The following is a 24,559-nucleotide window of genomic DNA, read 5'->3' on the forward strand; positions in this document are numbered from 1 at the left end:
ACCCCAACCCCTCCCCTGAAGGGGAGGGGCTAAGAGGGACTCTATAGCGACCGCGCGATCAGCATCTTCATGATCTCGTTCGATCCGCCATAGATCCGCTGCACCCGCGCATTCCGCCACATCCGCGCGATCGGATAGTCGTTGATATAGCCGTAACCGCCGTGCAGCTGGAGGCATTCGTCGACCACCTGGCCTTCGGCTTCGGTGACCCACAGCTTGGCGATCGCCGCGGTGGTGAGGTCGAGCGTTCCGGCGATCTGGCGGGCGATGCAGTCGTCGACGAACACGCGTGCGACCGCCGCCTTGGCCTTGCACTCGGCGAGCTTGAACTGGGTGTTCTGGAAATCGAACACGCGGCTGCCGAACGCCTCGCGCTGCTTGACGTATTCGACAGTCACTTCGACCGCCCTCTCCATCGCGATCACGCTCGACACCGCGATGACGAGGCGCTCACGCGGGAGCTCGGCCATCAGCTGGCGAAAGCCCTGGCCCTCGGTGGTGCCGAGCAGGTTGTCGGCGGGGACCCAGACATCATCGAAGAACAGCTCCGACGTGTCCTGCGCGTCGAGCCCGATCTTGTCGAGCGCCTTGCCGCGGCGGAAGCCATCGGCGCTCTCGGTCTCGACGACGAGCAGCGACACGCCTTTGCCGCCCGCGTCAGGATCGGTCTTGGCGACGACGATGATGAAGTCGGCGATCTGGCCGTTCGAGATGAAAGTCTTGGCGCCGTTGATCCGATAGCCGTTGCCGTCTCGCAGCGCAGTCGTACGGATCGACTGGAGGTCCGATCCCGCCCCGGGCTCGCTCATCGCGATCGCCGCGACGCTCTCGCCCGAGCAGAGTTTAGGCAGCCAGCGGCGCTTCTGCTTCTCGGTGCCATGGGCGAGGACATAGGGCAGGATGATCACGTTGTGCAGCGATAGGGCGAAGCCCTCGACGCCGTGGCGGGCGACCTGCTCGACGAGCGTGACGTCATGGCGGAAGTCGCCGCCGGCGCCGCCATATTCGGTCGGGATCGAGACGCCGAGCAGTCCGGCTTCGCCGGCGTGGCGCCAGAAGGCGCGCTCGACCTGCCCGGCTTCGCGCCACGCCGCGATGCGCTCGGGCGGGGCATGGCGCTCGAAGAAGCGCGATGCGGACTCGGCGAGGGCGGTGAGTTCGGGGTCTTCGCGCCAAGTGCTTTGCATTGTAGCCTTCTCCCTAACCGTCACCCCGGCCGAAGTGCCGGGGTCCACCGTGCGGCACCGGAAGGACAAGAGGCGTGCGTGCTTCCGCTGCCGCGCAGTGGACCCCGGAACAAGTCCGGAGTGACGGGCTGGTTATGGGCGCGCGCCGGGCTCACCGCGGCGCCATGCGGATCGCGCCGTCGAGGCGGACGTCCTCGCCGTTGAAATACGGGTTGCGCAGCATCTCGAGCGCGAGGCTGGCATAATCCTCGGGCCGGCCGAGGCGCTTGGGGAAGGGCACCGCGGCGGCGAGGGCTTCCTTCACCTGCGGCGGCGCGGCGTTCATCAGCGGCGTGTCGAAGATGCCAGGCAGGATCGTGTTGACGCGGATGCCCTCCGAGGCCAGGTCGCGCGCGATCGGCAGCGTCATGCCGACGATCCCGCCCTTCGACGCCGAATAGGCGGCCTGGCCGATCTGGCCGTCCTCGGCGGCGACGCTGGCGGTATTGACGATCGCGCCGCGCTCACCGTCTTCCCTGGGGTCGAGCGTCAGCATGCCGGCTGCCGACTTGACGATGCAGCGAAAGGTTCCGACGAGGTTGACCTGGATCACCCAGTCGAACGCCGCGGCGGGGAATTGGCGGATTTCGCCGCTCGCCTTGTCGCGGCCGACGGTCTTGAAGGCATTGCCGACGCCGGCGCAATTGACGAGGATGCGCTCCTGACCATGCGCCTCGCGCGCTTTGGCGAAGCCGGCATCGACCTCGTCGTCGGAGCGGACGTCGACCTTGCAGAAGATGCCGCCGATCTCGGCGGCCACCGCCTCGCCTTTCTCGATGTTCATGTCGAACAAGGCGACCTTGGCGCCCGCCGCGGACAGCGCCCGCGCCGTTGCCGCGCCGAGCCCTGAGGCGCCGCCGGTCACCACTGCGGCGGTGTCTTGGAAGTTCATGTCGTTCTCCTAGCCGATCGTGCCTGCGGCCCTGAGCGCCGCGATTTGGGGTTCGTCATATCCGAGGCCTGCCAGCACCCGGTCGGTCCATTCGCCGGTCCGCGAAGGCTGCGGCTGGAGCGCAGGCGTGGCCGCGAAGCGCGGGGCGGGGGCGGGCGCGCCTTTCGCGAAGGTGCCGCGCGCGCGGTTATGCGGGTGCGCGGCTGCTTCGTCGAACGTCAGCACGGGGGAGACGCAGGCCTCGGGCGGAAAATGCGCGATCCATTCGTCGCGGGTACGAGTGGCGAAGGTCGCGGCGAAGCGCTCGGTGCGTGCGGGCCAGGCGTCGGCGTCCATCTGGCCGGCGGCGTCCTCGCGGAGCCCGGCGGCGAGCGCGGCATAGAACAACGGCTCGATCGCGCCGACCGCGACGTGGCGGCCGTCGGCGCAGGCATAGGTGCGGTAGAAGGGCGCGGCGCCGCTGAGCAAATTGGCGCCGGGGCCGCCGCGCCACAGGCCGGCGGCCTTGAACCCCCAGCTCATGCTGGCGAGGAGCGCGGCGCCGTCGGTCATCGCCGCGTCGACAACCTGGCCGGGCGCGCCGCGCTTCACCGCGAGCAAGGCGCTGACCATCCCGAACGCAAGCAGCATCCCGCCGCCGCCGAAATCGCCGAGATAATTGACCGGGGCGACCGGCGGTTGGCCCGGCGTGCCGATCCCGTCGAGCAGTCCGGCGACGGCGATATAGTTGATGTCGTGGCCCGGTGCCAAGGCGAGCGGGCCGTCCTGGCCCCAGCCGGTCATGCGGCCGTAGACGAGCCGCGGATTGTCGGCGAGCAGGGTGTCCGGGCCGAGGCCGAGGCGCTCCATCACGCCGGGGCGGAAGCCTTCGATCAGGCCATCGGCGTCGCGGCAGAGCGCGCGGGCGATTGCGGCGCCCTCGGCGGACTTGAGTTCGAGGCCGACCGCCTTGCGGGATCTGGCGAGCGCGTGCGGGCCGAAGGTCGCGTCGGGGCGCTCGATACGGATCACCTCGGCGCCGTGATCGGCGAGCATCATCGCGGCGAACGGAGCGGGGCCGATGCCGCCGAACTCGATGACGCGGATGCCGGAAAGCGCGCCGGTCACCTAAATCCTCCCCCGGAGGGGGAGGATTTGCGCGTCTCTTCACAACGCCTCGACGATCGTCACGTTGGCGACGCCGCCGCCTTCGCACATCGTCTGAAGTCCGTAGCGCAGCCTGCGCTTGCGCAGCGTGTGGAGCAGGGTTGTCATCAGCTTTGTGCCCGAGGCGCCGAGGGGATGGCCGAGCGCGATCGCGCCGCCATTGACGTTGAGCCTGGCGGGATCGGCGCCGGTGTGCTCGAGCCAGGCCAAGGGCACCGGCGCGAAGGCTTCGTTGACCTCGTACAGGTCGATATCGTCGATCGACATGCCCGCGCGCTGCAGCGCGCGATCGGTGGCGAACAGCGGCTCCTCGAGCATGATCACCGGATCGCCGGCGGTCACGGTGAGGTTGTGGATGCGCGCGAGCGGGGTCAGGCCGTGCGTCTTGAGTGCGGCCGCGCTCACTACCATCACTGCCGAGGCGCCGTCGCAGATCTGGCTGGCGTTTCCCGCGGTGATCACGCCGCCTTCGACCAGCGGCTTGAGACCGCTTAGCCCTTCGAGGCTCGCGTCGAAGCGAATGCCCTCGTCCTGTGCATGAATCCCGCCCTCGATTTCGATCGGCATGATCTCGTCGGCAAAGTCGCCGCGTTCGACCGCGGCGGCGGCGCGGCGATGGCTTTCGAGCGAATAGGCATCGAGCGCCTCGCGGCTATGCCCGTATTTTCGCGCGATCCTCTCGGCGCCGGTGAATTGGCTGAACCCGCGCACCCCGAAGCGTTCGAGCTGGCGCTCGCTATACGGTTTGGCGCCGGCGACGCTGGTGCCCATCGGCACGCGGCTCATATGCTCGACGCCAGCGGCGATCACCACGTCCTGCGTACCCGACAGCACCGCCTGCGCGGCGAACTGGATCGCCTGTTGCGAACTGCCGCACTGGCGGTCGATCGTCACCGCCGGGATGCTCGCCGGCAAGCCCGAGGCGAGCACGGCGTTGCGCCCGACATGCAGCGCCTGCTCGCCGGCCTGCCCGACACAGCCCATGATCACGTCGTCGATCGCGAGCGGATCCACGCCGCTGCGCGCCGCGATTTCGGCGAGCACTGCGCCGGCGAGGTCGACCGGATGCCAACCGATCAGCCTGCCGCCCCTTTTGCCGCCGGCGGTCCGCACCGCCGCGACGATATATGCCTCCGCCATCCTGCTCTCCCGCGCGGCCTTGCCGGCCGTCAACTTACATCAGTGTAAGTGGCGCGGGAGGGCGGAGGCAAGGGGGTCAGTCGCCGCGATCGCCCTGATTCCGCGGTTTCTTGTGCTCGCTATGGTGGCGCACGTCCTGCGCGAGGCTGCGGCCGGCATCGACGACTTCGTCGAACTGGCCCTTCTCGTCGCGGCGGACATAGCGCTTGTCGCCCTTATGGGGCTCGATCAGTTCGCGTTCGCTCATGACACTCTCCATTGACCGAGAGTGAGAATCCGTGAGATTCGCGCATTGTTCCGCGCTGGACTTTGGGGTACGCGATACCCATCTACTTACCGTGGACGCAGCCGCTTGCCGTCCGCCTTCCCTTTTCGCGCGTAGCAGAGTAAAGGCACCGCCACTTTTGCTGGCGCTCACCCGAGAGGCATATTTTTGGCCAAAGAAGAACTCCTAGAAATGCGCGGCCAGGTCGTTGAGCTTCTGCCCAACGCCATGTTCCGCGTCCGGCTCGAGAACGATCACGAGATTCTCGGCCACACCGCCGGCAAGATGCGCAAGAACCGCATCCGCGTGCTGGTCGGCGACGAAGTGCTCGTCGAACTCACGCCGTACGACCTGACCAAGGGCCGTATCACCTACCGCTTCAAGTGAGCGGCGGGCCTGTGCGGCTCGTCCTCGCCTCCACTTCGCCGCGCCGGCTCGATCTGCTGAAGCGGATCGGCGCCGAGCCCGCGCGCGTCGCCGCGCCCGATGTCGACGAGGATGTCCGGCCGGGCGAGCTGCCCCGCGCCTATGTGCTGCGCGTCGCGATCGACAAGGCGCAGGCGGTGGAACGTGCCGCGGACGAGATCGTCCTGGCCGGCGACACCACGATCGCGGTCGGCCGCCGCATCCTTGCCAAGCCCGAAGACGAAGCCGATCTGCGGCGGATGCTCGGCCTGCTCTCCGGCCGGCGGCACCATTGCCTGTCGGCGGTGTGCCTGATCGGCCCGGACGGCAACGCGCGGACGCGGATCTCGGACACGGTCGTCACCTTCAAGCGACTGAGCGAGGCCGAGATCGACTGGTACGTCGCGAGCGGCGAGGGGATGGGCAAGGCCGGGGGCTACGCGATCCAGGGCAAGGCCGAGGCGTTCGTGCGCTTCCTGTCGGGGAGCCATTCGGGCGTCGTCGGGCTGCCGGTGTTCGAGACGCGGGCGCTGCTCGAAGGCGCGGGCTATTCGCTTGGCTGAGTGGCTGTACGAGGCGGGGATCGGCGAGAACCGCGCCGCGCTCGTCTCGCGCGGGGTAATCTGGAAGGCGCGGATCGAACTCGAACGCACTGCGCCGCGGCACAACGCGGTGCTCGACGCGCGGCTGGTCGACAAGAGCACCGGCAAGCTCGCGTTCGAGGGCGGCGAGGCATTGTGCGATCCGCTGCCGCAGGGGATCACCCAGGGCCGGCCGCTGCGCGTGCGCATCGTCCGCGAGGCGATCCCAGAGGCGGGGCGGCCGAAGCTGCCCAAGGCGGTGCCCGCGGGTCCCGACGCGGTGCCCGACGAAGGCCCGAATTTGCTGACGCGCATCGCCGGCAGCGGCGTGCCGGTGCGGATGCTGCGCGCCCACGAGCCCGATTTGTTCGAGGAAGCCGGCTGGTCCGAGGTGCTCGAAGAGGCAATGACCGGCGAGATCGCCTTTGCGGGCGGCGCGCTGCGGCTGTCGCCGACCCCGGCGATGACTCTGTTCGACGTCGATGGCGGCGGACCGCTCGAGCCGCTCGCGGTAGCGGCGGCGCATGCGGTGGCGCGCGCGATCGAGCGGCACGGCATCGCAGGCTCGATCGGCATCGATTTCCCGACTTTGGCCAACAAGGCGGCGCGGCAGGCGGTGGCCGAGGCGATCGACGCCGCATTGCCGCAACCCTTCGAGCGGACCACGGTCAACGGCTTCGGTTTTCTGCAAATCGTCCGGCGGCGGACGCGGCCCTCGCTGCCCGAATTGCTCCGCGCCGATCCGGTCGGCGCCGCGGCGCGGGCGGAATTGCGGCGGATCGAGCGGCTTCCCCCGCCGCCGCCCGCTACCCATATGGTGGACAGGCGAATCGCCAACCGGCTGGCGCAGCGGCCCGAATGGACCGCCGAGCTCGCCCGGCGCATCGGCGGCGCGACCAGCTTCGTCGCCCCCAAGGAGTGAACATTGGCAAAGCGTGACGGCTGCCCGATCTGCGGCAAAGCGACCGAGAGCGAATTCAAGCCCTTCTGCAGCCGCGGCTGCAAGGACCGCGACCTGCTGCAATGGCTGGGCGAGGGATATCGCGTTCCCGGCGAAGCCGTTGATCCGAACACGCAAAGCGGGCTGGACACGGGCCGGGACGCCGACTAAGAGCCCGCTTCCGGCGTTCGCCGGGACCCGTGCCCGGGTAGCTCAGTTGGTAGAGCATGCGACTGAAAATCGCAGTGTCGGCGGTTCGACCCCGTCCCCGGGCACCATTTTCCAAACCCGATTGATCGCGACTGCCGAAAGCGCGTCAGAAGCTCGTCGTGAGCCCGAGCACCACGGTCCTCTCCGCCAGATTGCGATAGGCGAGCGCGTCGCCCGGCAGGGTCAGTATCTGCGACGAGGCGTTGCGGTGGTTCGCGAGGTTGTTCAACACCGCGAAGATCAGCGGATTGCCGGGAACCGGCCGGATGCGGACGCGGCGGGAGATGCTCGCGTCGAGCGACAGATAGGCCGGCAATCGCGCCGCATTGACCGGGCCGTAGACCGGTGACGGCGACCCGAACGGCAGGATCACGCCCTCCGCCGGCGTGAACGGCTCGCCGGACCGGTGCGTCAAGCTGAGGCTGTAGGTGCTCGTTCTCGGCGTCGCATATTTGACGCTGGCCCGCAGGATGCCCGGATAATCGTTGCTTCCGCGTACGCGCTGGCCGCCCAGGCGCATGCTCTGGCTGACCGTCGCGAAGGACAGCCGTGCATCCAAGCCCTTGGCGGGCAGCCAGGTGGCATAGGCTTCCAGCCCGCGGCTTCGCGTCGAGCGGGCGATCCCGGTCAGATTGTCGATCGTGCTGCTGATGCGCAGATATTGGCTGTCGAAGGGGGCGCCTTCGCTGCTTTCTTCCGACAGATATCCCGACAGCCCGATCACGTTGTTGGCGAAATGCCACGAATAATCGGCTTCGAGCTGGCGGTTGGTCGATCGCGCCATTGGACCGTAATAGGCCCGGGTCGGCACGGCGACGCCGCCATATTTGCCGATCGAGACGATCAGTTTGTGCCGCAGGTCCGGGGATGACAGCGTGGCGCTGGCCTGGACGGAGAAGACGGGGCCGATGTTGCTCGCGATGCTGTGGCGGGCGCCGGCGCTGAACATCAGCCGTTCGCTCTCGCGATAAGTGGCGAAGACATAGCCGGTGAGCTGGCGCAGGGCGCTGCGGAAAGCGCCGGTCGACACTGCGTTTTCGTCGAAGACCAGTGCGGTGCCGCTGACCTGCCTGATATATTCGCCGTCCACGCCGATACGGACGCTCGTCTTGTCGCGCGAGGAGCCCCGCGCCAGATCCAGCGAGCCGAACCCATATGCATTGGTGCTGTGCACCCGCGAGCGTCCGAACGCCTCGCTTATGGTCGAATGCGTGAAGGCGGCATTGGCACTGAGCACCATGCCCCCCATCGGCAGCGCTGCCGAGACGACCGAGCGCTGCTTCGCGGGCTTCAGCCGGAACATGCTGTCGACGCCGTAGACCGTGAACGGAAAGGCATCGTTCGCCACTTCCCCCTGCAGGAAGATGTTGACCGTGCCGCCGCTGCGCGTCGTCAGATGCGCGAGGCCGCCGCCGCTGGCAGAGCGGATCTTGCCGTACAATTCGTCCAGCCCCGGATTGATCGCATTGTGCAGCGTGAAATCGGTGAGCGAGCCATAGACGGCGACGAAATTGTCTTGCGCCTTGGAGGCGAAGCTGTGGCCGCCGCTGATCCCGAGGTCGGTGATGGAGACCGTGCTGCCCGACGGCTTGGTGTCGGGCGTCAGAACGCGCACCACCCCCCCGGTCGCGCCGGAAAGATAGGTCGGCGGGTTTCCCGGATAGGTTTCCACTTCGTCGGCGACGATCAGCCCGAAGACCGATCGGTTCTCGGTCGAATTATCGACTTCGGAACCGGCGGAGAATTCATAGACGGGGACGTCGTTCAGATAGGCGCGGTTGATCGATGCCCGGTTGCCGCGAAAGGTGATGCGTGCATTGCCGGTGACGTTGGTGCTCGCGGGCAGATTGTTGACCGCGAGGATCGGATCCGCCTGCGCCTTGGGATCGGTGACGACATCGAGGAAGCCGAGCGTCTGCGGACTGAACGGCCGCGAGATCCTGCGGCTCACCACGATGATATCGCCGCTGTCGGCCGCCAGCGGCTTCAGCTGGATGACCGGACTGGTGGTGCCCTGCGCCTCCAGATCGATGCTGGCAGGCTCGTAGCCGACTGCCGACACGTCGAGGTGGATGACGCCGACGCCGTTCGACAGGGCTGGATCGACCGCAATGCGTCCCGCATCGTCGGTCAGCAGGTCCACCGATCTGCCGGCGGAAAGCAGCTTCACTTCGGCAAGCGCGATCGGCGCGCCGTCCTGGTCGGTGATCGTCACTTCCTTCGCTGCTTGTTGTGCAAGGGCAGCGGGGGACAGGACGGCAATCACGACGGGAGCGGCAACCGCCGCCCATGCCCGTCCCGAAGGAATCACGACGTCTTGGCGAGCTGGGCAAGCGCGAAGCTGTCGGGGTAGCGCTGGCGCCACTGCGCGTAGAGCGTGTTGGCCTCGTCATTCGACCCTGCCTGGCGCAGGATCTGGATCAGCAAGGCTGCACAATCATCCCGGCCCCAGGTCGGCTTGAGGGGGCTGGCAGCGTCTTCACGGGCGGCCAGCGCCTGGCGCAGCAGCGATTCGGCCACGCGGCCTCCGCCATATTGCTTGGGGGTATAGTGATCGGCCAGCGCCAGCGCGTAGAGCGCACGGACCGAGCCCGATTTGGCCAGCTTCGCGCGTAGATCGGCGGTCCTCGATACGAGCGTCTCGATCTCCGCAGGCTGGGCGACCGCGAAACGGACGAGCAGCACGAGATCCTGCAGCGCGTAGCTTTCGTCATCCTTGACCGCCAGCTTGTCGAGTAGGGTGTCGGCCTCGGACGTCAGCGCGGCGACGCGGTCCAGGCGCTTCTCGCCGAGCGCCAAGGTGGCAGCGAGATAATCGGCATAAGCCAGCCAATAGGTCCGATAGTGCAGCGACGGGCCGCGATCCGTCGCCATTCCGCTTCGCAGCTGGTCGGCGACGGCGGTCAATGTCGCCATGTCCTTGGCCTTGGCGGAGGACAGGGCGGCAGCGGCGATGCATTGCTGGATGCGGGGCAGGGCCTTGGCGCAGGCTGGCGCCGGTGGCGTGGGGGTGGACTGTCCGCGCGGCGCGGCTTGGATGGCGACGGACGCCATGCCCGCGATCGCGGCCGCCATCGCGATCCCGGCTTTGAACCCGCCCAATCGCGTTTCGCCCAGACTTTCACTGCATCGTGCTTCGTCGATCATAATGCCCGCCTCAATATACCCAAGTGCAAGATTGTGAGATGCCGCTCGACGGTTACCCCGGCACGTGCTCCGGAATGCGCGCCGTTCCCACGGCGAGATCGCCTCCGATCTCCGACCAACTCGGCGCGATCGAGCGGATGTCGCCGCGGGTGCGGGTCTGACAGTGGAAATGGTAGAAGCGCGCGGGCTGCCCGGCGTGGAAGACGATCTGGCTGGGCGTGCGATAGTCGATCCGCACGAGCAGATCCTCCGCACCCTCCGACAGCTCGAGGGCGAGCGCCTCGGCAAGCACTGCCCTGTGGCGACCGGGGACGCGGACGACCAGCGCATCGCGGCCGCGCTCTTCGACCGACAGGATCGACAGATAGGGCTGCTTTTCCGGGATGGTGGCGTTCGAATAGAGGATGGGCCGGTTGAGCAGGTCGATCTCGAAGCGCAGCCGGGCGTCCTCGTCGTCCAGCCAGCCCTGCTGGGCCGCGAAGGCATGGAGCGTGCGGTCGAACTGCCGGACACCTGCGAACAAGGCGGTGTGAATCGCCCCTCCCAAGGCGATGAAGCCGCCGGCGCCGGCATTGAACCCGGTCATCGACACGATGCCCTTGACGAACTCGGTATAGGGGTCCTCGGGCCTGCCTTCGCAGAACTGCCAGAACGCGGTTGCAACCTCGGTATAGGTGTCGCCGCCGGTCTGGTCGAGATAATCCATGGTGTGACGCAAGCCCATGAACGCATAGAGCGCCGTCATGTGATAGGTGAGGTTGATCCCACGCTGATAATCCTCGTTGCTGACTTGCGCGGTTGCGATGACGATCTCTGCCTCGCTGCACGGATCGGGATCGACGATCGTCTCCAGCCCGTAGAGTTCGCGCTGGGTCGACATCTTGACGTTGTTGATTAGCATCAGCGGATAGACGACGAAGGAATCCGATCGCATCCGGCACAGCGCATCCAGCCCGTCGCGGAACGACGCCAGCGTCTCCCCCGGCAGCGGCCAGATCATTTCGAGGAAGGACTGCATGCCATAGGCGTTCAGCGTCTTCTGCAGTTCGATATAGGTCGAATCCTTGATGTTGTCGCGCTCGACCGCCTTGAGCGCGTCGACGCTGACGGTCTGCATCGACACCGGTTGCGCGGCGATCAGCCCGACCTCGTGCCACATCCGCGTGATCTCGATGACGCGTTCGGGGGTGTTCTTCGATGAATTGATGAACGCCGTCTTCGGGAACCCCGTCCGCTTCTTGCAGTCCACGAAGCGCTGGGCGATCTCCAGGTCGCGCGGTAACATGCCGAAATTGGCGTCGATCAGGAACACCATCTCGATCCGGTTGTCGCCGATCCAGTCGATCTCGTCGAACACGCGGTCCTCGCCGAACTTGTGCACCTTGGCGTTGGTGGCGCCGCCCCAAAAGCAATAGGTGCATTTGAACGGGCATCCGCGGTTGGTCTCGAACGACACGAAGGAGAAGGACGCGGGATCGATCAATCCGGTCAGGAACGGCGAGGGGATGTCGTCCAGTTCGCGAATGCGCGGCGAGCCCTCGGTGGTCGACAGGATGCCGTCGCGGTAGAAGCTCAGACCCTTCACCTGCGACAGGTCGGGCGTGTCGTCGAGCATCGCGCACAGATAGTTGCGGAAGGTGTGCTCGCCCTCGCCGTTGCAGAGCACCAGCCGATCGCAGTCGCTGCGCAGATAATCGGCCGCGCCGTGCATCACCTGCGGCCCGCCCAGGATGATCTGCGCCTCCGGACGCTGCTCGATCAGCGCGTCGACGATGCGCCGCACGAGGCGCGAGTTCCACACATAGGTCGACAGCCCGTAGATATCGGCATCCACCGCGACCACCTTGCCGATGACGTCGGCCTCGTCGACGCTGATAACCTGCAGCGTGAAGTCGCAATGTTCGCGTACGCGCGCGTCCTGCAACGCGAACGACTGGAGATAGGCCGTTGCCAGCGGCGCGATCCCCGCGCGCGTTGGAAATTCGAAAAGAGCCACACGCTTCATCGTCACTTGCCCCTCCCTCACGCCGATATGGTCGTCCCGCTTCCTTGAATGATCGTGCGTCGCCCCCCTTGCGGCGACACGGTCAGCGGCCGCTTTGCTGGCGGCGGAAGATCAGCAGCGCCGCCGCCGCGAACGCCACCGCGAAGCCGGCATTGGCTGCCCACAGCGCGGGCTCGGCCACGGGGCTCGGATAGCCCAGAGCCGTGTGCGACAGCTGCGACGAATAATAGGACGGCAGGATCTTCGCGAACGACCGCAGCCAATGCGGAAGCGACTCGAGCGGCAGCCACAATCCGGCGCACAAGGACAGCGGCAGATAGACCATGTACATCATGCCGGGCGCGCTGGCCGGCGCCAGCACCAGGCCGAGCGCGGCACCCAGTCCGGCGAACACCAGCGCACAGGCGATGTTTGCCGAGAGCAGGTGCAGTACCTCCAACGGCGTCACGTCGAGCGGCGTCGTCAGTGCGGCGACCAGGGTTAGCCCCAGCGTGCCGAGGATCGACGCGAGCACGCCCGCCACCACCTTGGCGAACAGATAGGCGGCCGGCGGCATCGGCGAGGCGCGCTTGAGCTCTAGCCAGCCATAGCCGCGCTCGACCGCGACGCCACTGCCGACCGCCAGCAGCGACGCGCCGATCGCGCCGAAACAGGAATAGCTCGCCAGCAAATAGCGCGACAAAGGGTGCCCGCCAAAGTCGATATGGCCGTTGCTCAAGCCGAACAGCAGGAAGAACAGGACGGGGAACCCCAGCACCGCGGCCGGATATAAAGGCTCGCGGACCAGCTTGGTCAGCTCGTAGCGGGTCTCCTGCCAGTAGATGCCCCAAACCGGGGTGGATCGGCCGGCAGGCGCGATTGCGGAGGTTGCATTCATCACGACACCTGCTCTTCGACCTGGCCAACCAGCCGCTCCGCCGCGCCGGTGAGCGCGAGAAAGGCCCGTTCCAGGCTCGCTTGTTCGACTTCGATGCCGCTTGCGGCGGGATCGGCAGCGACGAGCGCACGGATCGTCCCGTCGGGATCGCTCGAGGCGATCACGGTCACGGCGCCTTCGCGGACGACCTGCGTCACGCCGAGAAGCCCGCGGATCGCCGCATCGGAAAGCGTGGTGCGGCAGCGTAGGTGGCGCGACGTCGCGGCGGCCTTGATCGCGTCCGGGGTGCCGCTGGCGATCAGCCGTCCGCCCTGCATCACCAGGATGCGGTCCGCGAGCCGGTCGGCTTCCTCGAGATAATGCGTCGTCAGCAACACTGCCTTGCCCGCATCGGCCGCGCCGCGGATCCGGTTCCACAACAGCGTGCGCGCCTCCACGTCCATGCCGACCGTCGGCTCGTCGAGAAACAGCAGATCGGGGTCGCCGCACAGCGCGAGCGCGAGCATCACGCGCTGCTTCTCCCCGCCGGACAGCTTGCCGTAGCGCCTTCTCTCCAGCTCCTCGATTCCCGCGAGCCGCACGATCTCGGCAATCGGCAGCGGCCGGTCATGATAGGCCCGGAACAGGTTGAGGTGTTCGCGCACGGTCAGCGTGCCCGGCACGCCGCCTGCCCCGACCTGCAGCATCGCGCCGACCCGCTGGCGCGCCGCCCGGTCGCGCGGATCTCGGCCGAACAGTTCGACGCTGCCCGTATCCGGCGTCGTCAGGCCCAGCATCAGGCGGATCGCGGTCGTCTTGCCGGCGCCATTGGGCCCGAGCAACGCGACGACCTCGCCCGGATATACCGAAAGCGAAAAGCCATCGAGCGCGACCTGGTCGCCATAGCGCTTGCCGACGTCGCGCAGCGTCACCGTCGCGCTTCGGCTGCCGCCGCTCCCGATCGCGCCGATGTTCGGGGCGGTCCTTATCTTGTCCATGATTGTCACTGCGCGATCCTCGGTCGGATGAACTGCACGGGTTGGGCCACCGGGCGGGGGTGGACGGCGAGGCCGATCTCCGGCGCGGCGGCGAAAAGATCCGCGTCGCCAGGGGCGAGACCTGCCAGGCAGATCACCCGCGCCCGCCGGAGCGAGTCCAGCTCGGCGGGACGCTCGGGATGTCCCGCCAGCGCCGCACCCAGCGGCATTCCCACGCGGGCGCAGTCGATCAACGCGCTCTGGATCGGCGACGGCGCGAGAGGCGGAAAATAGCGGCGGAATTCGACCAGGGGCGCGTCGCCGTCGCGCACCCGCGTGACGAACGGATTGACGGCCAGCCGCCGCGCCCGCTGCGCACGGACGACATCGTCCGGGTCGAGCGCTATGCGGCGACCGTCGAATTCCAGAACTTCGGCGCCGTGATCGACTGCGCTGGCGAGTGCCGTCGCCCAATCCACGGGCATTTCGCCGCCATCGCGCCGGTCCACCAGAAAGCAATTCTCGTCGCCCGCCGCGCTCTGCCGGCGAATCCAGCCGGCCAGCCACGCGCGTAGCCGTTGCAGCATGGGTCCCGACGGTCGCGGCTGCCGGTCGACCTGGGCGGCGAGAACCGACCAGCCGATACCGCCCAAGGCGCGCGGCGCCGTCGCCCGATCGAGCACCGCGTCCGAAGCGAAGAAGGGCAGGGCGGCTTCGCCGTCGACATCGATCTTGATGCCGTTGATCGCCGCCAGCCGGTCGAGCTGATGCACGAAGCCCTCGGCGAGCGTTTCCACCAGTGCCTGGGCTTCGGCGTGGCTGGTCACGGCGATCCGCCGCGCCTTCTCGATCACCAGCATCTGCACGCGCCAGTTGAGCGCCTCCAGGCACGCGTTGGCGCACCATTGCATCGCCGCCCGCACCCAGTGCAGCAGCGCGTCCTTATGGTCGTCCCGCGCCATTGCGAGCCGGGCGAAGCACAGATTGACGTTGACCTGGTCGGTTTCGGTGCGGCCGCCCTGAACGGTCGCGAACGCGCGCCCGTAATAGCGTTCGGACTGATCGAAATCATTGGCGTAGCGGTACAGGCGCGCCTGGTTGATGCTGTTGACGAAGCGAAGCTCTTCGGCGCCGGCCATCTGATCGAGCCCGCGCTCGATGACTTTTTCCAGGTCCATCGCGCCCGCCGCGTCGCCGGAACGCAGCTCTGCAAGCGCGGAGATGTTCATCAGCAGCAGTGCTGCGCGATCGGGAGGATCGATGTTGCCGCGAAGCGCACGCGCCCGCCGGAGCGCGTCGCGGGCGGCCATGCCTTGGCCCGTCATCACCAGTCCCCAGCCGCGGCCTTCCTCGATGCCGCTCGCCACCGCGGGGTCGGCGGACTCGGGTGCCGGCGGTTCCGCCGCCGCCTCCGCGAAGCTGGACATCACGATCCGCATCGCCTGGCGCTGCGCGACGAGCACGTCCCGTTCCGCCGGCGTGGCGGCACCCGCCACCGCGCGGTCCATCAGCAGCGGGGCCAACTCGCGTGGGCCGATATAGCAGAGCCGCCAGGCCTCGAAGGCGCGTTGCATCGCCCCGGAGGCGCCGGGCTGTGCATGGAAGGTCGCGAAGCTGCGAAACGCCGCCAGCCCGGGTTGGCTGAAGCGGGCAAGGTCGGCGTCCGAGAATTGCCATGCTTCGCCACGGCGGCTTTCCGGCGTCGCCACCGCCCAGCCATTGTCGAGGATCAGCAGGTCGGTCGTGTCCTCGTCCCCCAGCAGCGCCCTCAGGCGCGGGGACAATGCCGTCGGCATGGCCGAGACCAGCGAATTGGCACGGATCGCCGTCGCGGGATCCGACCTGCTCCCGGCGCTTGCCGGCGCGCCCGGCGCTAACGGTTCGGTCGCCACGACGGTCACGCGCGTCTGCGGCGACATCTCTGCCAGGTAGCCGAGCAATAGTTCCGATTCGCTCAGCCAGGCCGCATCGCCGGCGGGCGCCAGCAGCACCAGCGCGGAGGGACGGCGCGCGAGCAAGCGGCAAAGCTGGCGTGCGGTCTCGAACGCGGCGAGCAAGGCGCGATTCCCCTTGCTCTCCTCGTCGATGCCGCTGGCCAGCGCGTCGCTCAGCCAGGTCGGGCTGGTCATCTTCGGCGCGTCGCTCTTGAGCAGCACGTCCTGTCCGACGATCTGGCCCATCCACTGCGTGGCGATCGCCTGGGGCGTCCAGGTGCCCAGCCGCGCATCGGCGACGGCATAGCGCCCGCCACCGGCCGCATCGCGGATCGCCGCCGCGAGCGCCGGCGCGTCCAGCGCGACTATGGGTGCCGTCCGCTCGCGCATCATCGCGCCGCCTTTCGATTCATCTGGGTGAGCTGCGAGATGAAGCGCGCCAGCATCACCCCGAGCAGCAGGACCGTGAGCCCATAGCCGAACAGGGGTCCGAGCCAGTCGGCCAGCATGTGCGAATAGCGCCCGATGATCAGCGCGAGCACGACGGCGGTGATCAGGAACGAGGCCGCGCCATAAGCGATGTAGATCGGCTGGACGTAGCGCGCGACCTCCGTCGGGATCGGCTTATGCTCGCCCTTGCCGAACCAGCCGAGGATCGAGCGGTAGAGGTAGGCGTAGGCGTCCTGGCGGAGCTGCGGCATGTGAAGGAACTGCGCGACGATATGATAGCCGTCGAGCTGCAGGAACGGCAGGAACTGCAGCAGGAACAGCAGATTATACCAGATCAGAAAGTCCGACGCCGTCTGCCGGCCCAGGCTGCCGTCCGGAAACAGCGTCCATGCCGCAAAGGCGAACGGCAGGATCGACAGGCTGGCCAAGGGGCCGGCGAGGAACACCGCCGCACGTTTCCAGCGATTTTTGAACAGCAGCACGTCGTCGAGGCGCGTATAGGGGGTGAAGGTCAGGTAGCGGATCTGGAAACCCATTTCCCGTACCTCGCCGCCATAGGCCTTGCACACCAAAGCGTGCGCGCCCTCGTGCACCAGGAACATCGTCCCGTTGATCGCCAGGAACAGCGCGACCCGCCACGGCAGCATCGCCATGTCATAGCTTAGCGCCTGGCGCAGGATCGGTCCGAAATTGGCAAGCACGAACGCTTCGACGATCAGCACCGCAAGGGTGACCGCGGCAAAGGCCCAGGGCGATGCCACCCAGCGGAAGAGCGATACGATCCGCTCGAGATCGGCATCGGGGTTCCAGCTGTAGATGTTGAACGAGAACAGCGTCGGTGGCGGGGCGAGCAGCCTTTCGTCGGGCGCCCCGGCGTTTGCCGTGGTCGCGAACATGCCCGCCTGGCCGAACACGCGCAGCGCCTGCTGATAGGATGCGTCGTTGAGCGGGCGCCCGGTGGTCGCCAGATACCGCTGGGACATCGCGTCCTGCGAAATGCCGTCGACCACGCCACGCACGATCACGCTCTCGCGCTGGCCCAGCCGGAAATATCGGCCCGTCGTGCGGTTCTTGGCAAAGCAGAGCACGCGGCCGTCGACATATTCGTCGGGCCCCACGATGAGCAGGTCGGCCGCCTTGCCGGCCTCGCCGTCGAACGCCACCGCGCTCACAGCCGCAACGCCTTGGCGATCAGACCCGCGATATAAACCTCTTCGAAGATGAGGAGGCCGAGCCGATTGTTGGTCATGTGCGTATAGCTCGTCACCAGGCGGAACAGCACTTCGTTGGCAGAGCTGGGCGCGACGCTGAATTCGAGCTCGTCCGCCGCATAGGCCTGCAGGATCGTCTCGCGCATGTCGTAGGCGTGGCGGATATATCGGCTGAAATGGTGTTCCTCGCCCTCCCTCAGCCTGGCGTGGATCGACTCCAGCTGATTGACATAGTTGAGCACGCGGTCGGATTGCTGGCCGAAGAAATGATCGAGCCGGTCGGTGATCCGCACCGGGGTCTCCAGCTTGTTGAAGAACCCGACAAAGTGATCGAAGAAGCGCGCCGTTTCCTCGCGCGTCTTGAAGAACGCGAAGGCGAAGTTGAGCGTGAGCTGGAATGCCAGCCCCAGCACGTTCGCGTGCATCCGGACATTGTTGTCGCGGAGCGCCCTGATCGCGATCTCGCTCGACATGGCGAAGTTGCGCTGGGCGAGGTCGATGCCGATCGCGCCGCCATATCGCCCATATTCGGGGTTGTACGGCATGTGCTGGTAGCTGTTGTTGGGATAGATCGGGATTTCGGTATTCGCGAATTCGCGCTGGAATGCCTCCGCGCCGTGCTCGAATTCGTAGAGCGAGCGGATCACGCCGCGCAGATCGTCGAGATCGGGCTCGAGCATCGAGGGCTGCTCGCGCAGAAAGATAGGGACCTCGCGGTCGATCTCTTCGCGTACTGCGTCGGCTTCGCCGGGGGAGGTCGGTAGCACGCGCAGGCGGACATGATTGCCGCCCTCCCAATAGCGCACGAAGAAGAAGCTCGAGATGAGCCCGCTACGCTTCAGCCGCTGGACCAGCGGGTCGACGCAATTGAGCACCACTGCGCGGAGATCGGGCACGTTGTAGAAGATGTGCACCGCCAGATAGTCCGTCCGAAGAGCCGTCGTCATCGCTGCGCTCCCTGCGTGATCTCCACTACGAACTCGGCAACCCGCGGCTGGTCCTCGACAAGGACCACGGCGTCCTCCGGGCGCGGCAGCATCTCGCTGAATTCCGCATGCCCGCTTCGGTCGCTATTGGCCTTTTCGAGCATGGCGATGCTGAACGGGCTCTCGAAATCGACGAGGAACGGCTTCTGGTCGGCAAGCGAATGAGCGGCTTTCCGGCTCAGAATTTGCGCGAAGCAATGGCGCGGCAGGCCCCTTGCCGTTCGCCACTGCGCATATCGCGACAGCAGCGCGTAATCGTCCTCGGCACCGTCGCGAACGGGCAGCGCCGCAGCATCGACCGCCCATTTCGCCCGCGCGAGGATCACTTCGCCGCAGCGCACCCGCGGGAAGAAGCGATCGCCTTCGCCGTCCTCGAAAAGGTCGGCCTGCAAGTGGACGGGATAGCTGAAGTGCATCAGCAGCGTCTGGAGTTCGGGCAGCGCCAGCGGATAGAACATGCCGGCATAGACCGGGGTGACTTCCCGGCCGAGCCGCGCGCAGTACAGATACATGCGATCGTCGTGCGGATCGTGGCGCAGGCTCAGTTCGTCGACACGGATGCGCGCGGCGTGCGGCCCGGCCGGCCGTTCACCGGGGAAGACGATCTCGGCGGGCGTGGTCAGCGCATGCTGGTTGAGGTTGGTGTCGTAGCCGCCGTGAAATTCGGCCGTCAGCCGGTCGCCGTCCAGCTCTAGCGCGGCGTTGTGCTGCAGCAGCGCGTGGATGGGGTCGGCCCCGGACGCGTCGGCGAACAGCCCTTCGAAGCGGCTGAACGAACTGCCGCCGCCGCCATAGACGCGGTTTAGGACGACGCGTTGGCGCCCGCCGACATGCGCGAATTGCAGGTAGAAGGAATTGCTCAGCAGGTTCTGGAACGACGCCGCGAGGTCGCCGATCTGGTCGACCAGCGCCGGCGGCAATTCGATCTCGCCGCCCTCCGTCATTGCCGATGCCGCCGCCACCGCTGCACGTACCTGATCGCGCGCGCGTTCGACGATCGCGAGCTCGGGTGCGTGCGCGGCATTGAGGCGGCCGCTGCCGAAGTTGCCGGTCTTGCGGTCGCCTGCCGTGAAGGCGGTGTAGAAACGATCGTGGAAGAAGTCGGAAAAGGCGCTGAGGTCGTCGCACGTGCCGCCGCGGCCGTAGCGGTGGACGAACATCGCCTTCAATGCCAGCCGCGAGAGCAGCAGCGGATCGTACAAGGACAGGAAGCGCTGGATCCGCGGCAGGTCCGTCATCGCGGCGTGCCATTTGCCGCGCGGCAGCGGCAGCGGCGCGCGGCTGAGCGTCGCGTCCTCATAGACGATCGGTCGCGGCGCCCGCGTCGTCGGCGCGACCGCCGCCACGATGTCGTCGAGCCTCGCCTCCAGTCCGGCGATGACGGCGCGGCGATCGTCGACATCGCCCTCGCCATAGGCCCGCGCTCCGTCGACCACGTCGTCGATCGCCGCGGCGGCTTCCTGGAGCCACGGATCGTTCGCGCGGCGCAACTGGGCGCTGAACTGCCGCCAGCAATCGCTGTCGAGCACCGCGGTCTGCAGGCCGGCCGGCTTCAACAGGCCCTTGTCGGCGAGGAGCTGCAGATAAGAGGCGCCCTGTTCCGCGTTCATCCCGGTGGCTTCCAGCACTTCCACCAGATCGCGCACCCGCAGGCTGCGCCCGCCGTCCAGCCTTTCGATCAACGCGCCGAGCGCGGCGGTTCGGGTGATGCTGAAGGCATATTCCCGCGCCGAGGCGTGGATCGGGCCGAGCTGCTGCGAAACTGCCTCGACTCGCCGGCGATAAGAGAGGCGGCGGCCCGACTCGGACAGCTGGTCCTGGATCGTCACTTCCAGATCGGGGAAGCGCGTCAAATTCTGCAGGATGAGATGGCGCAGCCGGCCGAGCAGGCTGAGATTGGGGCGAACGCTGGCCACGACCCGCGCCGCCAGCGGCGGCACCAGCGCCAGGCCTTCGCCGTCTTCGAGCAGACCGAAGCCCACCAAGGTCAGCCGGCTGAAGGGCGAGGTCTTGCACGCGGTGCGGCAGACGAACTGCACCACCGCTTCCTCGATATGGCGCATCTTGCGGTTGAGCTTGCCTGCGTGCGCCGCCGCATAGCGCACCAGCGCGGTCTCCAGCGCGGGACTTGAGGTGAGCAGCCCCAGCCGGAAGTCGGTCTCGAGGACCAACTGCTGCAAGCGGCAGCGTCCGGCATCGCGCACCGTCGCGACCAGCGCGGCCGCCTGCGCGCGGTGCCGGTCCACGGCGTCCAGCGCATCGCGCCAGGCCTCGGCGTCCCGCGCGAATGTTGGAGGCAGATGCGCGGTGCAGGTCGTCAGCGCGGCCCGTCCCGGCCGCCGGCGGTTGAAGATGTCGCGCTTCACCGCGAGGAACGCGTTGCGCACCGCCTGGTCGTGCCGCGCGTCGTGGATCGCCTCGAACAGCGCCTCGGTCAGCCCCTCGCCCAACGCCCCGCACCGTTCGATCAGGCGCTGCTCCTCGCGGAGCGCGACGCTGATCTCGGGCGAATGCAGCGCATCGATCGCGGCATAGTCCAGCCCGCCGATGCGCAGCATCACCCCGTCGCTGATGCGCACCGCCCGCGCCGCCGCCGGCGCCTCGCGCTGCGAAAGGGCGACCGCGGCGCTCATGCCCGGCTCTGCCGCAGGAACTGGAAATCGAACAGCTCGCTCGGCGCGGCCTCGCCGCCGACATAGATCGCCAGCATCACGTCCCGCGCCGGCGGCAATTCCAGCAGCCGCTTCACCCGCTGCGCGCGCGCGCCGAGCACCACCCCGCAATCGAGCGACAGAGCCGCGGCGGCGACATAGGCCAATTGCGCCATCATCCCGATGCGCGCGTTGAGCACCCGGTAACCCCGCGCCCCGTGGCAGGCGAGCATCGCCCCCAGATCGCCGGTGACGAACAGCAGGCAGCCGGCTTCGTCGAGATTGTAGTTGAGCATCGCATAGGTCGATTGCCAGGCATGCGGCGACGCGCGCGAGATCGCCGCGCAGGCGCCGAGGCTCGGATCCCAGCGATAGCCGCCCGGCGCAAGGCCCTGCACGTTGAGGCTCTGCAGCACCAGTTCGATACTGCCCCCCGGCACCCCATCGTCCGCGACGGTGCCCTGCGCGCCCGCATGCCGGGTCATGAACGACAGCAGCTCGTGGAGCTTTTCCGCGAGGAGCGGCGTGGCCGGCCGCATGCTGCCCCAGGCCGAGCGCCGCGCGAGCAGCACCGACGGCAACCGGTCCAGCAGGGCGGCGTCGAACGGATCGACATGCGACTCCGCCACCGCCGGACGCCAGGCCGGGCCGATCGGCACCCGCGCCGCGTCGAGCGCCGTCGCCGCGTGGACCGCGAGGATCTCGTGCGGAACGGCGGCCCGCTGCGAGCGCTGGCGCGGGCGCACCACCGGTGTCGCCGGCACCGGCAGCGCCGCATCCGCGTCCGCTGCCGACGCCTCGTCCCCACCGATCCCGACCACCGCGAGCGCGACCTCCCGATCGCCCGGCAGGCCCAGCAAATCGCCGACCGCCGCATCGTCGAAGCGCAGCCGGACCTGGCGTCCGACACCGAACGCGTCCAGCACCAACCCGATCGTGGCGAGCATCGCACCGACGTCCTGGGTGCAGACGTGATAGCCGAAATTGTTGTATTTGAAGCAGTTCTGCCAAAGGTCGCTGGTCAGGACCAGCTGGCATTGCGAAGGCGTGGACGGCGCCATTGCGGCTGCCGCGGCCACCGCAGCGCGGCGGTCTCCCCGGCGCAGCGGTATCAACCGGTGATGCCCGGGATCGTAGCGATAGATCCCAGCGGGCAGCGGATCGCCGCCGCTCACGACATAGATCTGAGTGGGATACAGCCCACCCCCCGAGGCACTGCCGCGCCGATATTCCTGCTGGTTGAAGCCGGTCAGCGGCTGCTTGCTGTTCCAGCACAATTCGAGCTTCCGGCGCAGCGGCGCTGCGACCAGATACAGCATCGTGGAGAGCATGCCGCGGTCTAGCCGCGCCGTCCCGCCATTCGCTGCCGCACGTGCGCGCGCAAACCGGTCCGTCAGCCCGGCGGGGCCGGCGAGTTGGATCGCGCCCGGCGTATCGTACCGCGCGAACATCGCCGGCCGATCCTCCCAATCGGGCACGAAGCCGGGGGGAACCACTTCGTCCACGCCGTCCGCGCGACGATAGATGCGCCGCGCATAATCGAGCACGGTCGTCGCTTCGTCGGCCGCGGGATCGTAGGCGAGGTCCGCCGACAGGCTCATGGAAAGGGGTGCGCCAGTTTGTTGAGCGGCTTGGATCTGTCGGCCGCGAACCCCGCCGCTGCCGGCGCGGACCAGAGCCGCGGCAGCGATTCCGCGCGGTTGCGGGGGTGGCCGAAATCGATCGGCAGCAGGCCCGGCGCGATCGCGCGCACGGTGCGCAGCCCCAGCAGCCGCTGTTCGCGCGCGGTCATGTCGACCATGACGGTCTCCGTCACGCCTGCCTGCATGAGCTTCTGGTGCAGCTTCCTGACCTCGGCGCCGATGTCGATCGGCGATCCGCGCCGCCAGTCGGGATAGGCTTCCTCGACGCTGCGGAGCACCGTGCCCGAGTCCAGCCACCGTGTCTGGGCGGCCACTTCCGGCAGGCCGTACAGCATCTGGTGATCCATCACCGAGCAGACGAGAAGATGGTTCTCGGCCAATTCCCGCACCTGCGCCTCGGCGTGGCGGATCATCGCGGGCAGCTCGGTGATCGACGTCGCCGCCTCCAGCATCGCGCCCAGGATCGCCTCGATCGGATCGACATGCGCCGAGGCGCCGACTGCCATCGCGCCGATCCCCTCGTTGCGACGGCGCGCGACTGCGATGATCACCGGAAGGTCGATGTCCATGCGCGCATCGAGCAGCGATATGTCGATGCCCAGATAGTCGAGCCTGCTGACCAGCCGGGCGACGCGCACGTCGTGCACGCTCGCCGGATCGATCTTCGGCAAGGTGAGCATGCGCAGCCAGGTCAGGACGAACGAGTCGCGCTCGATCAATTCGAAGAAGCTCTTGAGCAGTGCCTCCTCGACACAGGAGCCCATCGCACAGCCGCTGGAATTGTTGTCGACCAGCTTGACCCGCTCGGTGAAGCCCGGCCGGTGATAGAAAGCGAGCGCCGAAGGAACGAGGACCGGCCGCCCGCGATCGAGCGAATGGCCCCAGATCCAGTTGCACGGCACATCGGGCGTGAACGGAGTCAGCCCCAGCGACAGCGCGTAGCTCTCTTCGTTATAGGCAAAGCAGAGCGTGGGATCCATTGCCTGTTCGCCGAGCTGGCGCAGCGTCGCCAGGGTCTCAGCGGGCCGGACCGGAGGCTGCATGCCGCCCTGCCGCTCGAGCGCTTCGATCACCCCGACTCGCTCGCTGTCGTCGCGGCGCAGGCAGAGTCCGCTCCAGCCGACCGAGCGCGGCTTGCTCGCGGTCGCGCGCTGCCAATAGAGCCCGAAGACGGGCGCTGTGATGCTTTGCGAGAAGCCGGAGATATGCCCCGGCCCGACCGCGCCGCAGACCGGATTGACCAGCGCCGTTACGGGCAGGTCGTAATCGTCCAGCCGCTTCATCCGGATATCGCCGGGCAAGGCGACGAGCGACTCGCGCAGTACCAGCGGGGGTGGTTCGACCCCGTCGTCGTGCATCGCGCACGAACAGAAGGCGTCGGCCATCACCCCTGCCATCACGACCTCCTGCGTGAGCAGGTTGAGCGTATAGACCGTACCCGAGGCGACGGACCCGGCCTCGATCACTCGGCGCGCCAACAGCCGAACCTGCTTCATCGCGAAGGGCGTGAGCAGCGCCCGCTCGCCTCCGTCCAGCGTCCCGTCGCCGCGCTGGATCGACCATTGCGCATCGGGCGGAAACCAGGAGAGGCAGCGTCGATCGAAGCATTCGGTGCAGGGCAGGTCGAGCCCGGCCGACTCGCTCGCCGAGAAGCGGACCAGATGCACCATGCGTGCCTCGACGCGCACCAACAGATAGCCGTCGGGCGCGTCGGTCTCGTCGTCTTGATTGTCGCGCCAGCGGGTGGGGTTGGCGATCGGGCCGCCGACGAAATCGACATCGAGTCCCCAGCTCGCCGGGAGCTCACGGCTCAGCTGATCCCGAAGCAATGCCACGGTGCAGGTCGCGTCAGGGACCAATGAATCTAGCATGCCCCGCCCTTCGTTCAAGCAAA

20 protein-coding genes and 1 tRNA gene are annotated in these 24,559 nt (G+C 67.6%); 5 read left to right on the top strand and 16 right to left on the bottom strand.

Annotation, left to right across the window (positions count from 1 at the left end; translation table 11 throughout):
* Nucleotides 1-41: 41 nt before the first annotated feature.
* The 5 genes from AC3WJI_RS13225 to AC3WJI_RS13245 form a co-directional block, all read right to left on the bottom strand.
* Nucleotides 42-1,187 (bottom strand): acyl-CoA dehydrogenase family protein, encoded by a 1,146-nt coding sequence (locus AC3WJI_RS13225; RefSeq protein ID WP_492757740.1) that lies wholly within the window; start codon nucleotides 1,185-1,187, stop codon nucleotides 42-44.
* Nucleotides 1,188-1,338: 151 nt separating this feature from the next.
* On the bottom strand, nucleotides 1,339-2,118 hold the full coding sequence (locus tag AC3WJI_RS13230) for an SDR family NAD(P)-dependent oxidoreductase (protein ID WP_492757741.1): 780 nt from the start codon (nucleotides 2,116-2,118) through the stop codon (nucleotides 1,339-1,341).
* A gap of 9 nt (nucleotides 2,119-2,127) precedes the next feature.
* On the bottom strand, nucleotides 2,128-3,225 hold the full coding sequence (locus tag AC3WJI_RS13235; RefSeq protein WP_492757742.1) for a CaiB/BaiF CoA transferase family protein: 1,098 nt from the start codon (nucleotides 3,223-3,225) through the stop codon (nucleotides 2,128-2,130).
* A gap of 39 nt (nucleotides 3,226-3,264) precedes the next feature.
* Complete coding sequence (locus AC3WJI_RS13240) at nucleotides 3,265-4,404, bottom strand: acetyl-CoA C-acetyltransferase (protein WP_492757743.1); 1,140 nt, start codon at nucleotides 4,402-4,404, stop codon at nucleotides 3,265-3,267.
* Nucleotides 4,405-4,480: 76 nt separating this feature from the next.
* The gene (locus AC3WJI_RS13245) at nucleotides 4,481-4,651 is read right to left on the bottom strand and encodes a hypothetical protein (protein WP_492757744.1); all 171 of its coding nucleotides are present in this window, start codon (nucleotides 4,649-4,651) and stop codon (nucleotides 4,481-4,483) included.
* Nucleotides 4,652-4,837: 186 nt separating this feature from the next.
* On the opposite strand from AC3WJI_RS13245, the gene infA reads away from it, so the two are divergent.
* The 5 genes from infA to AC3WJI_RS13270 all read left to right on the top strand — a co-directional run bounded on the left by infA (nucleotide 4,838) and on the right by AC3WJI_RS13270 (nucleotide 6,873).
* A complete protein-coding gene (gene infA / locus AC3WJI_RS13250; RefSeq protein WP_003049127.1) occupies nucleotides 4,838-5,056 on the top strand; it encodes a translation initiation factor IF-1 in 219 nt (72 codons plus the stop codon).
* 11 nt (nucleotides 5,057-5,067) lie between these two features.
* A complete protein-coding gene (locus tag AC3WJI_RS13255) occupies nucleotides 5,068-5,637 on the top strand; it encodes a Maf family protein (protein ID WP_492757782.1) in 570 nt (189 codons plus the stop codon).
* Nucleotides 5,630-6,577: a ribonuclease E/G gene (locus AC3WJI_RS13260; protein WP_492757745.1), complete on the top strand. Its 948-nt coding sequence runs from the start codon at nucleotides 5,630-5,632 to the stop codon at nucleotides 6,575-6,577. Before AC3WJI_RS13255 ends, AC3WJI_RS13260 begins: the two co-directional genes overlap by 8 nt.
* 3 nt (nucleotides 6,578-6,580) lie before the next feature.
* On the top strand, nucleotides 6,581-6,766 hold the full coding sequence (locus AC3WJI_RS13265; RefSeq protein ID WP_492757746.1) for a DNA gyrase inhibitor YacG: 186 nt from the start codon (nucleotides 6,581-6,583) through the stop codon (nucleotides 6,764-6,766).
* A gap of 31 nt (nucleotides 6,767-6,797) precedes the next feature.
* A tRNA-Phe gene (locus tag AC3WJI_RS13270) sits at nucleotides 6,798-6,873 on the top strand.
* A gap of 38 nt (nucleotides 6,874-6,911) precedes the next feature.
* On the opposite strand, the gene AC3WJI_RS13275 is transcribed toward AC3WJI_RS13270, so the two are convergent.
* From AC3WJI_RS13275 to AC3WJI_RS13325, 11 genes are all read right to left on the bottom strand, one after another.
* On the bottom strand, nucleotides 6,912-9,020 hold the full coding sequence (locus tag AC3WJI_RS13275) for a TonB-dependent receptor (protein ID WP_492757747.1): 2,109 nt from the start codon (nucleotides 9,018-9,020) through the stop codon (nucleotides 6,912-6,914).
* Between the two features lie 92 nt (nucleotides 9,021-9,112).
* Nucleotides 9,113-9,952: a hypothetical protein gene (locus tag AC3WJI_RS13280; RefSeq protein WP_492757748.1), complete on the bottom strand. Its 840-nt coding sequence runs from the start codon at nucleotides 9,950-9,952 to the stop codon at nucleotides 9,113-9,115.
* A 52-nt stretch (nucleotides 9,953-10,004) separates the two neighbouring features.
* Nucleotides 10,005-11,957, bottom strand: coding sequence for a B12-binding domain-containing radical SAM protein (locus AC3WJI_RS13285; protein WP_492757749.1), 1,953 nt, complete (start codon nucleotides 11,955-11,957; stop codon nucleotides 10,005-10,007).
* Nucleotides 11,958-12,039: 82 nt separating this feature from the next.
* On the bottom strand, nucleotides 12,040-12,834 hold the full coding sequence (locus AC3WJI_RS13290; RefSeq protein ID WP_492757750.1) for an ABC transporter permease: 795 nt from the start codon (nucleotides 12,832-12,834) through the stop codon (nucleotides 12,040-12,042).
* Nucleotides 12,834-13,811: an ABC transporter ATP-binding protein gene (locus AC3WJI_RS13295; protein WP_492757751.1), complete on the bottom strand. Its 978-nt coding sequence runs from the start codon at nucleotides 13,809-13,811 to the stop codon at nucleotides 12,834-12,836. Before AC3WJI_RS13295 ends, AC3WJI_RS13290 begins: the two co-directional genes overlap by 1 nt.
* Before the next feature lie 5 nt (nucleotides 13,812-13,816).
* Entirely contained in the window at nucleotides 13,817-16,117 is a 2,301-nt protein-coding gene (locus tag AC3WJI_RS13300; RefSeq protein WP_492757752.1) for a hypothetical protein, read from the bottom strand.
* Nucleotides 16,114-17,346, bottom strand: coding sequence for a site-2 protease family protein (locus tag AC3WJI_RS13305; protein ID WP_492757753.1), 1,233 nt, complete (start codon nucleotides 17,344-17,346; stop codon nucleotides 16,114-16,116). Before AC3WJI_RS13305 ends, AC3WJI_RS13300 begins: the two co-directional genes overlap by 4 nt.
* Nucleotides 17,343-18,332, bottom strand: a complete 990-nt coding sequence (locus AC3WJI_RS13310) for a lantibiotic dehydratase C-terminal domain-containing protein (protein ID WP_492757754.1) — start codon at nucleotides 18,330-18,332, stop codon at nucleotides 17,343-17,345. The genes AC3WJI_RS13305 and AC3WJI_RS13310 overlap by 4 nt, the downstream gene beginning before the upstream one ends.
* Nucleotides 18,329-21,004, bottom strand: a complete 2,676-nt coding sequence (locus AC3WJI_RS13315; RefSeq protein WP_492757755.1) for a lantibiotic dehydratase — start codon at nucleotides 21,002-21,004, stop codon at nucleotides 18,329-18,331. Before AC3WJI_RS13315 ends, AC3WJI_RS13310 begins: the two co-directional genes overlap by 4 nt.
* Nucleotides 21,001-22,623, bottom strand: coding sequence for a SagB/ThcOx family dehydrogenase (locus AC3WJI_RS13320; RefSeq protein ID WP_492757756.1), 1,623 nt, complete (start codon nucleotides 22,621-22,623; stop codon nucleotides 21,001-21,003). Before AC3WJI_RS13320 ends, AC3WJI_RS13315 begins: the two co-directional genes overlap by 4 nt.
* On the bottom strand, nucleotides 22,620-24,500 hold the full coding sequence (locus AC3WJI_RS13325; protein WP_492757757.1) for a YcaO-like family protein: 1,881 nt from the start codon (nucleotides 24,498-24,500) through the stop codon (nucleotides 22,620-22,622). The genes AC3WJI_RS13320 and AC3WJI_RS13325 overlap by 4 nt, the downstream gene beginning before the upstream one ends.
* Between the last annotated feature and the right edge of the window lie 59 nt (nucleotides 24,501-24,559).

The sequence above is a fragment of the Sphingomonas sp. FW306-1B-B10E genome (assembly GCF_058782005.1).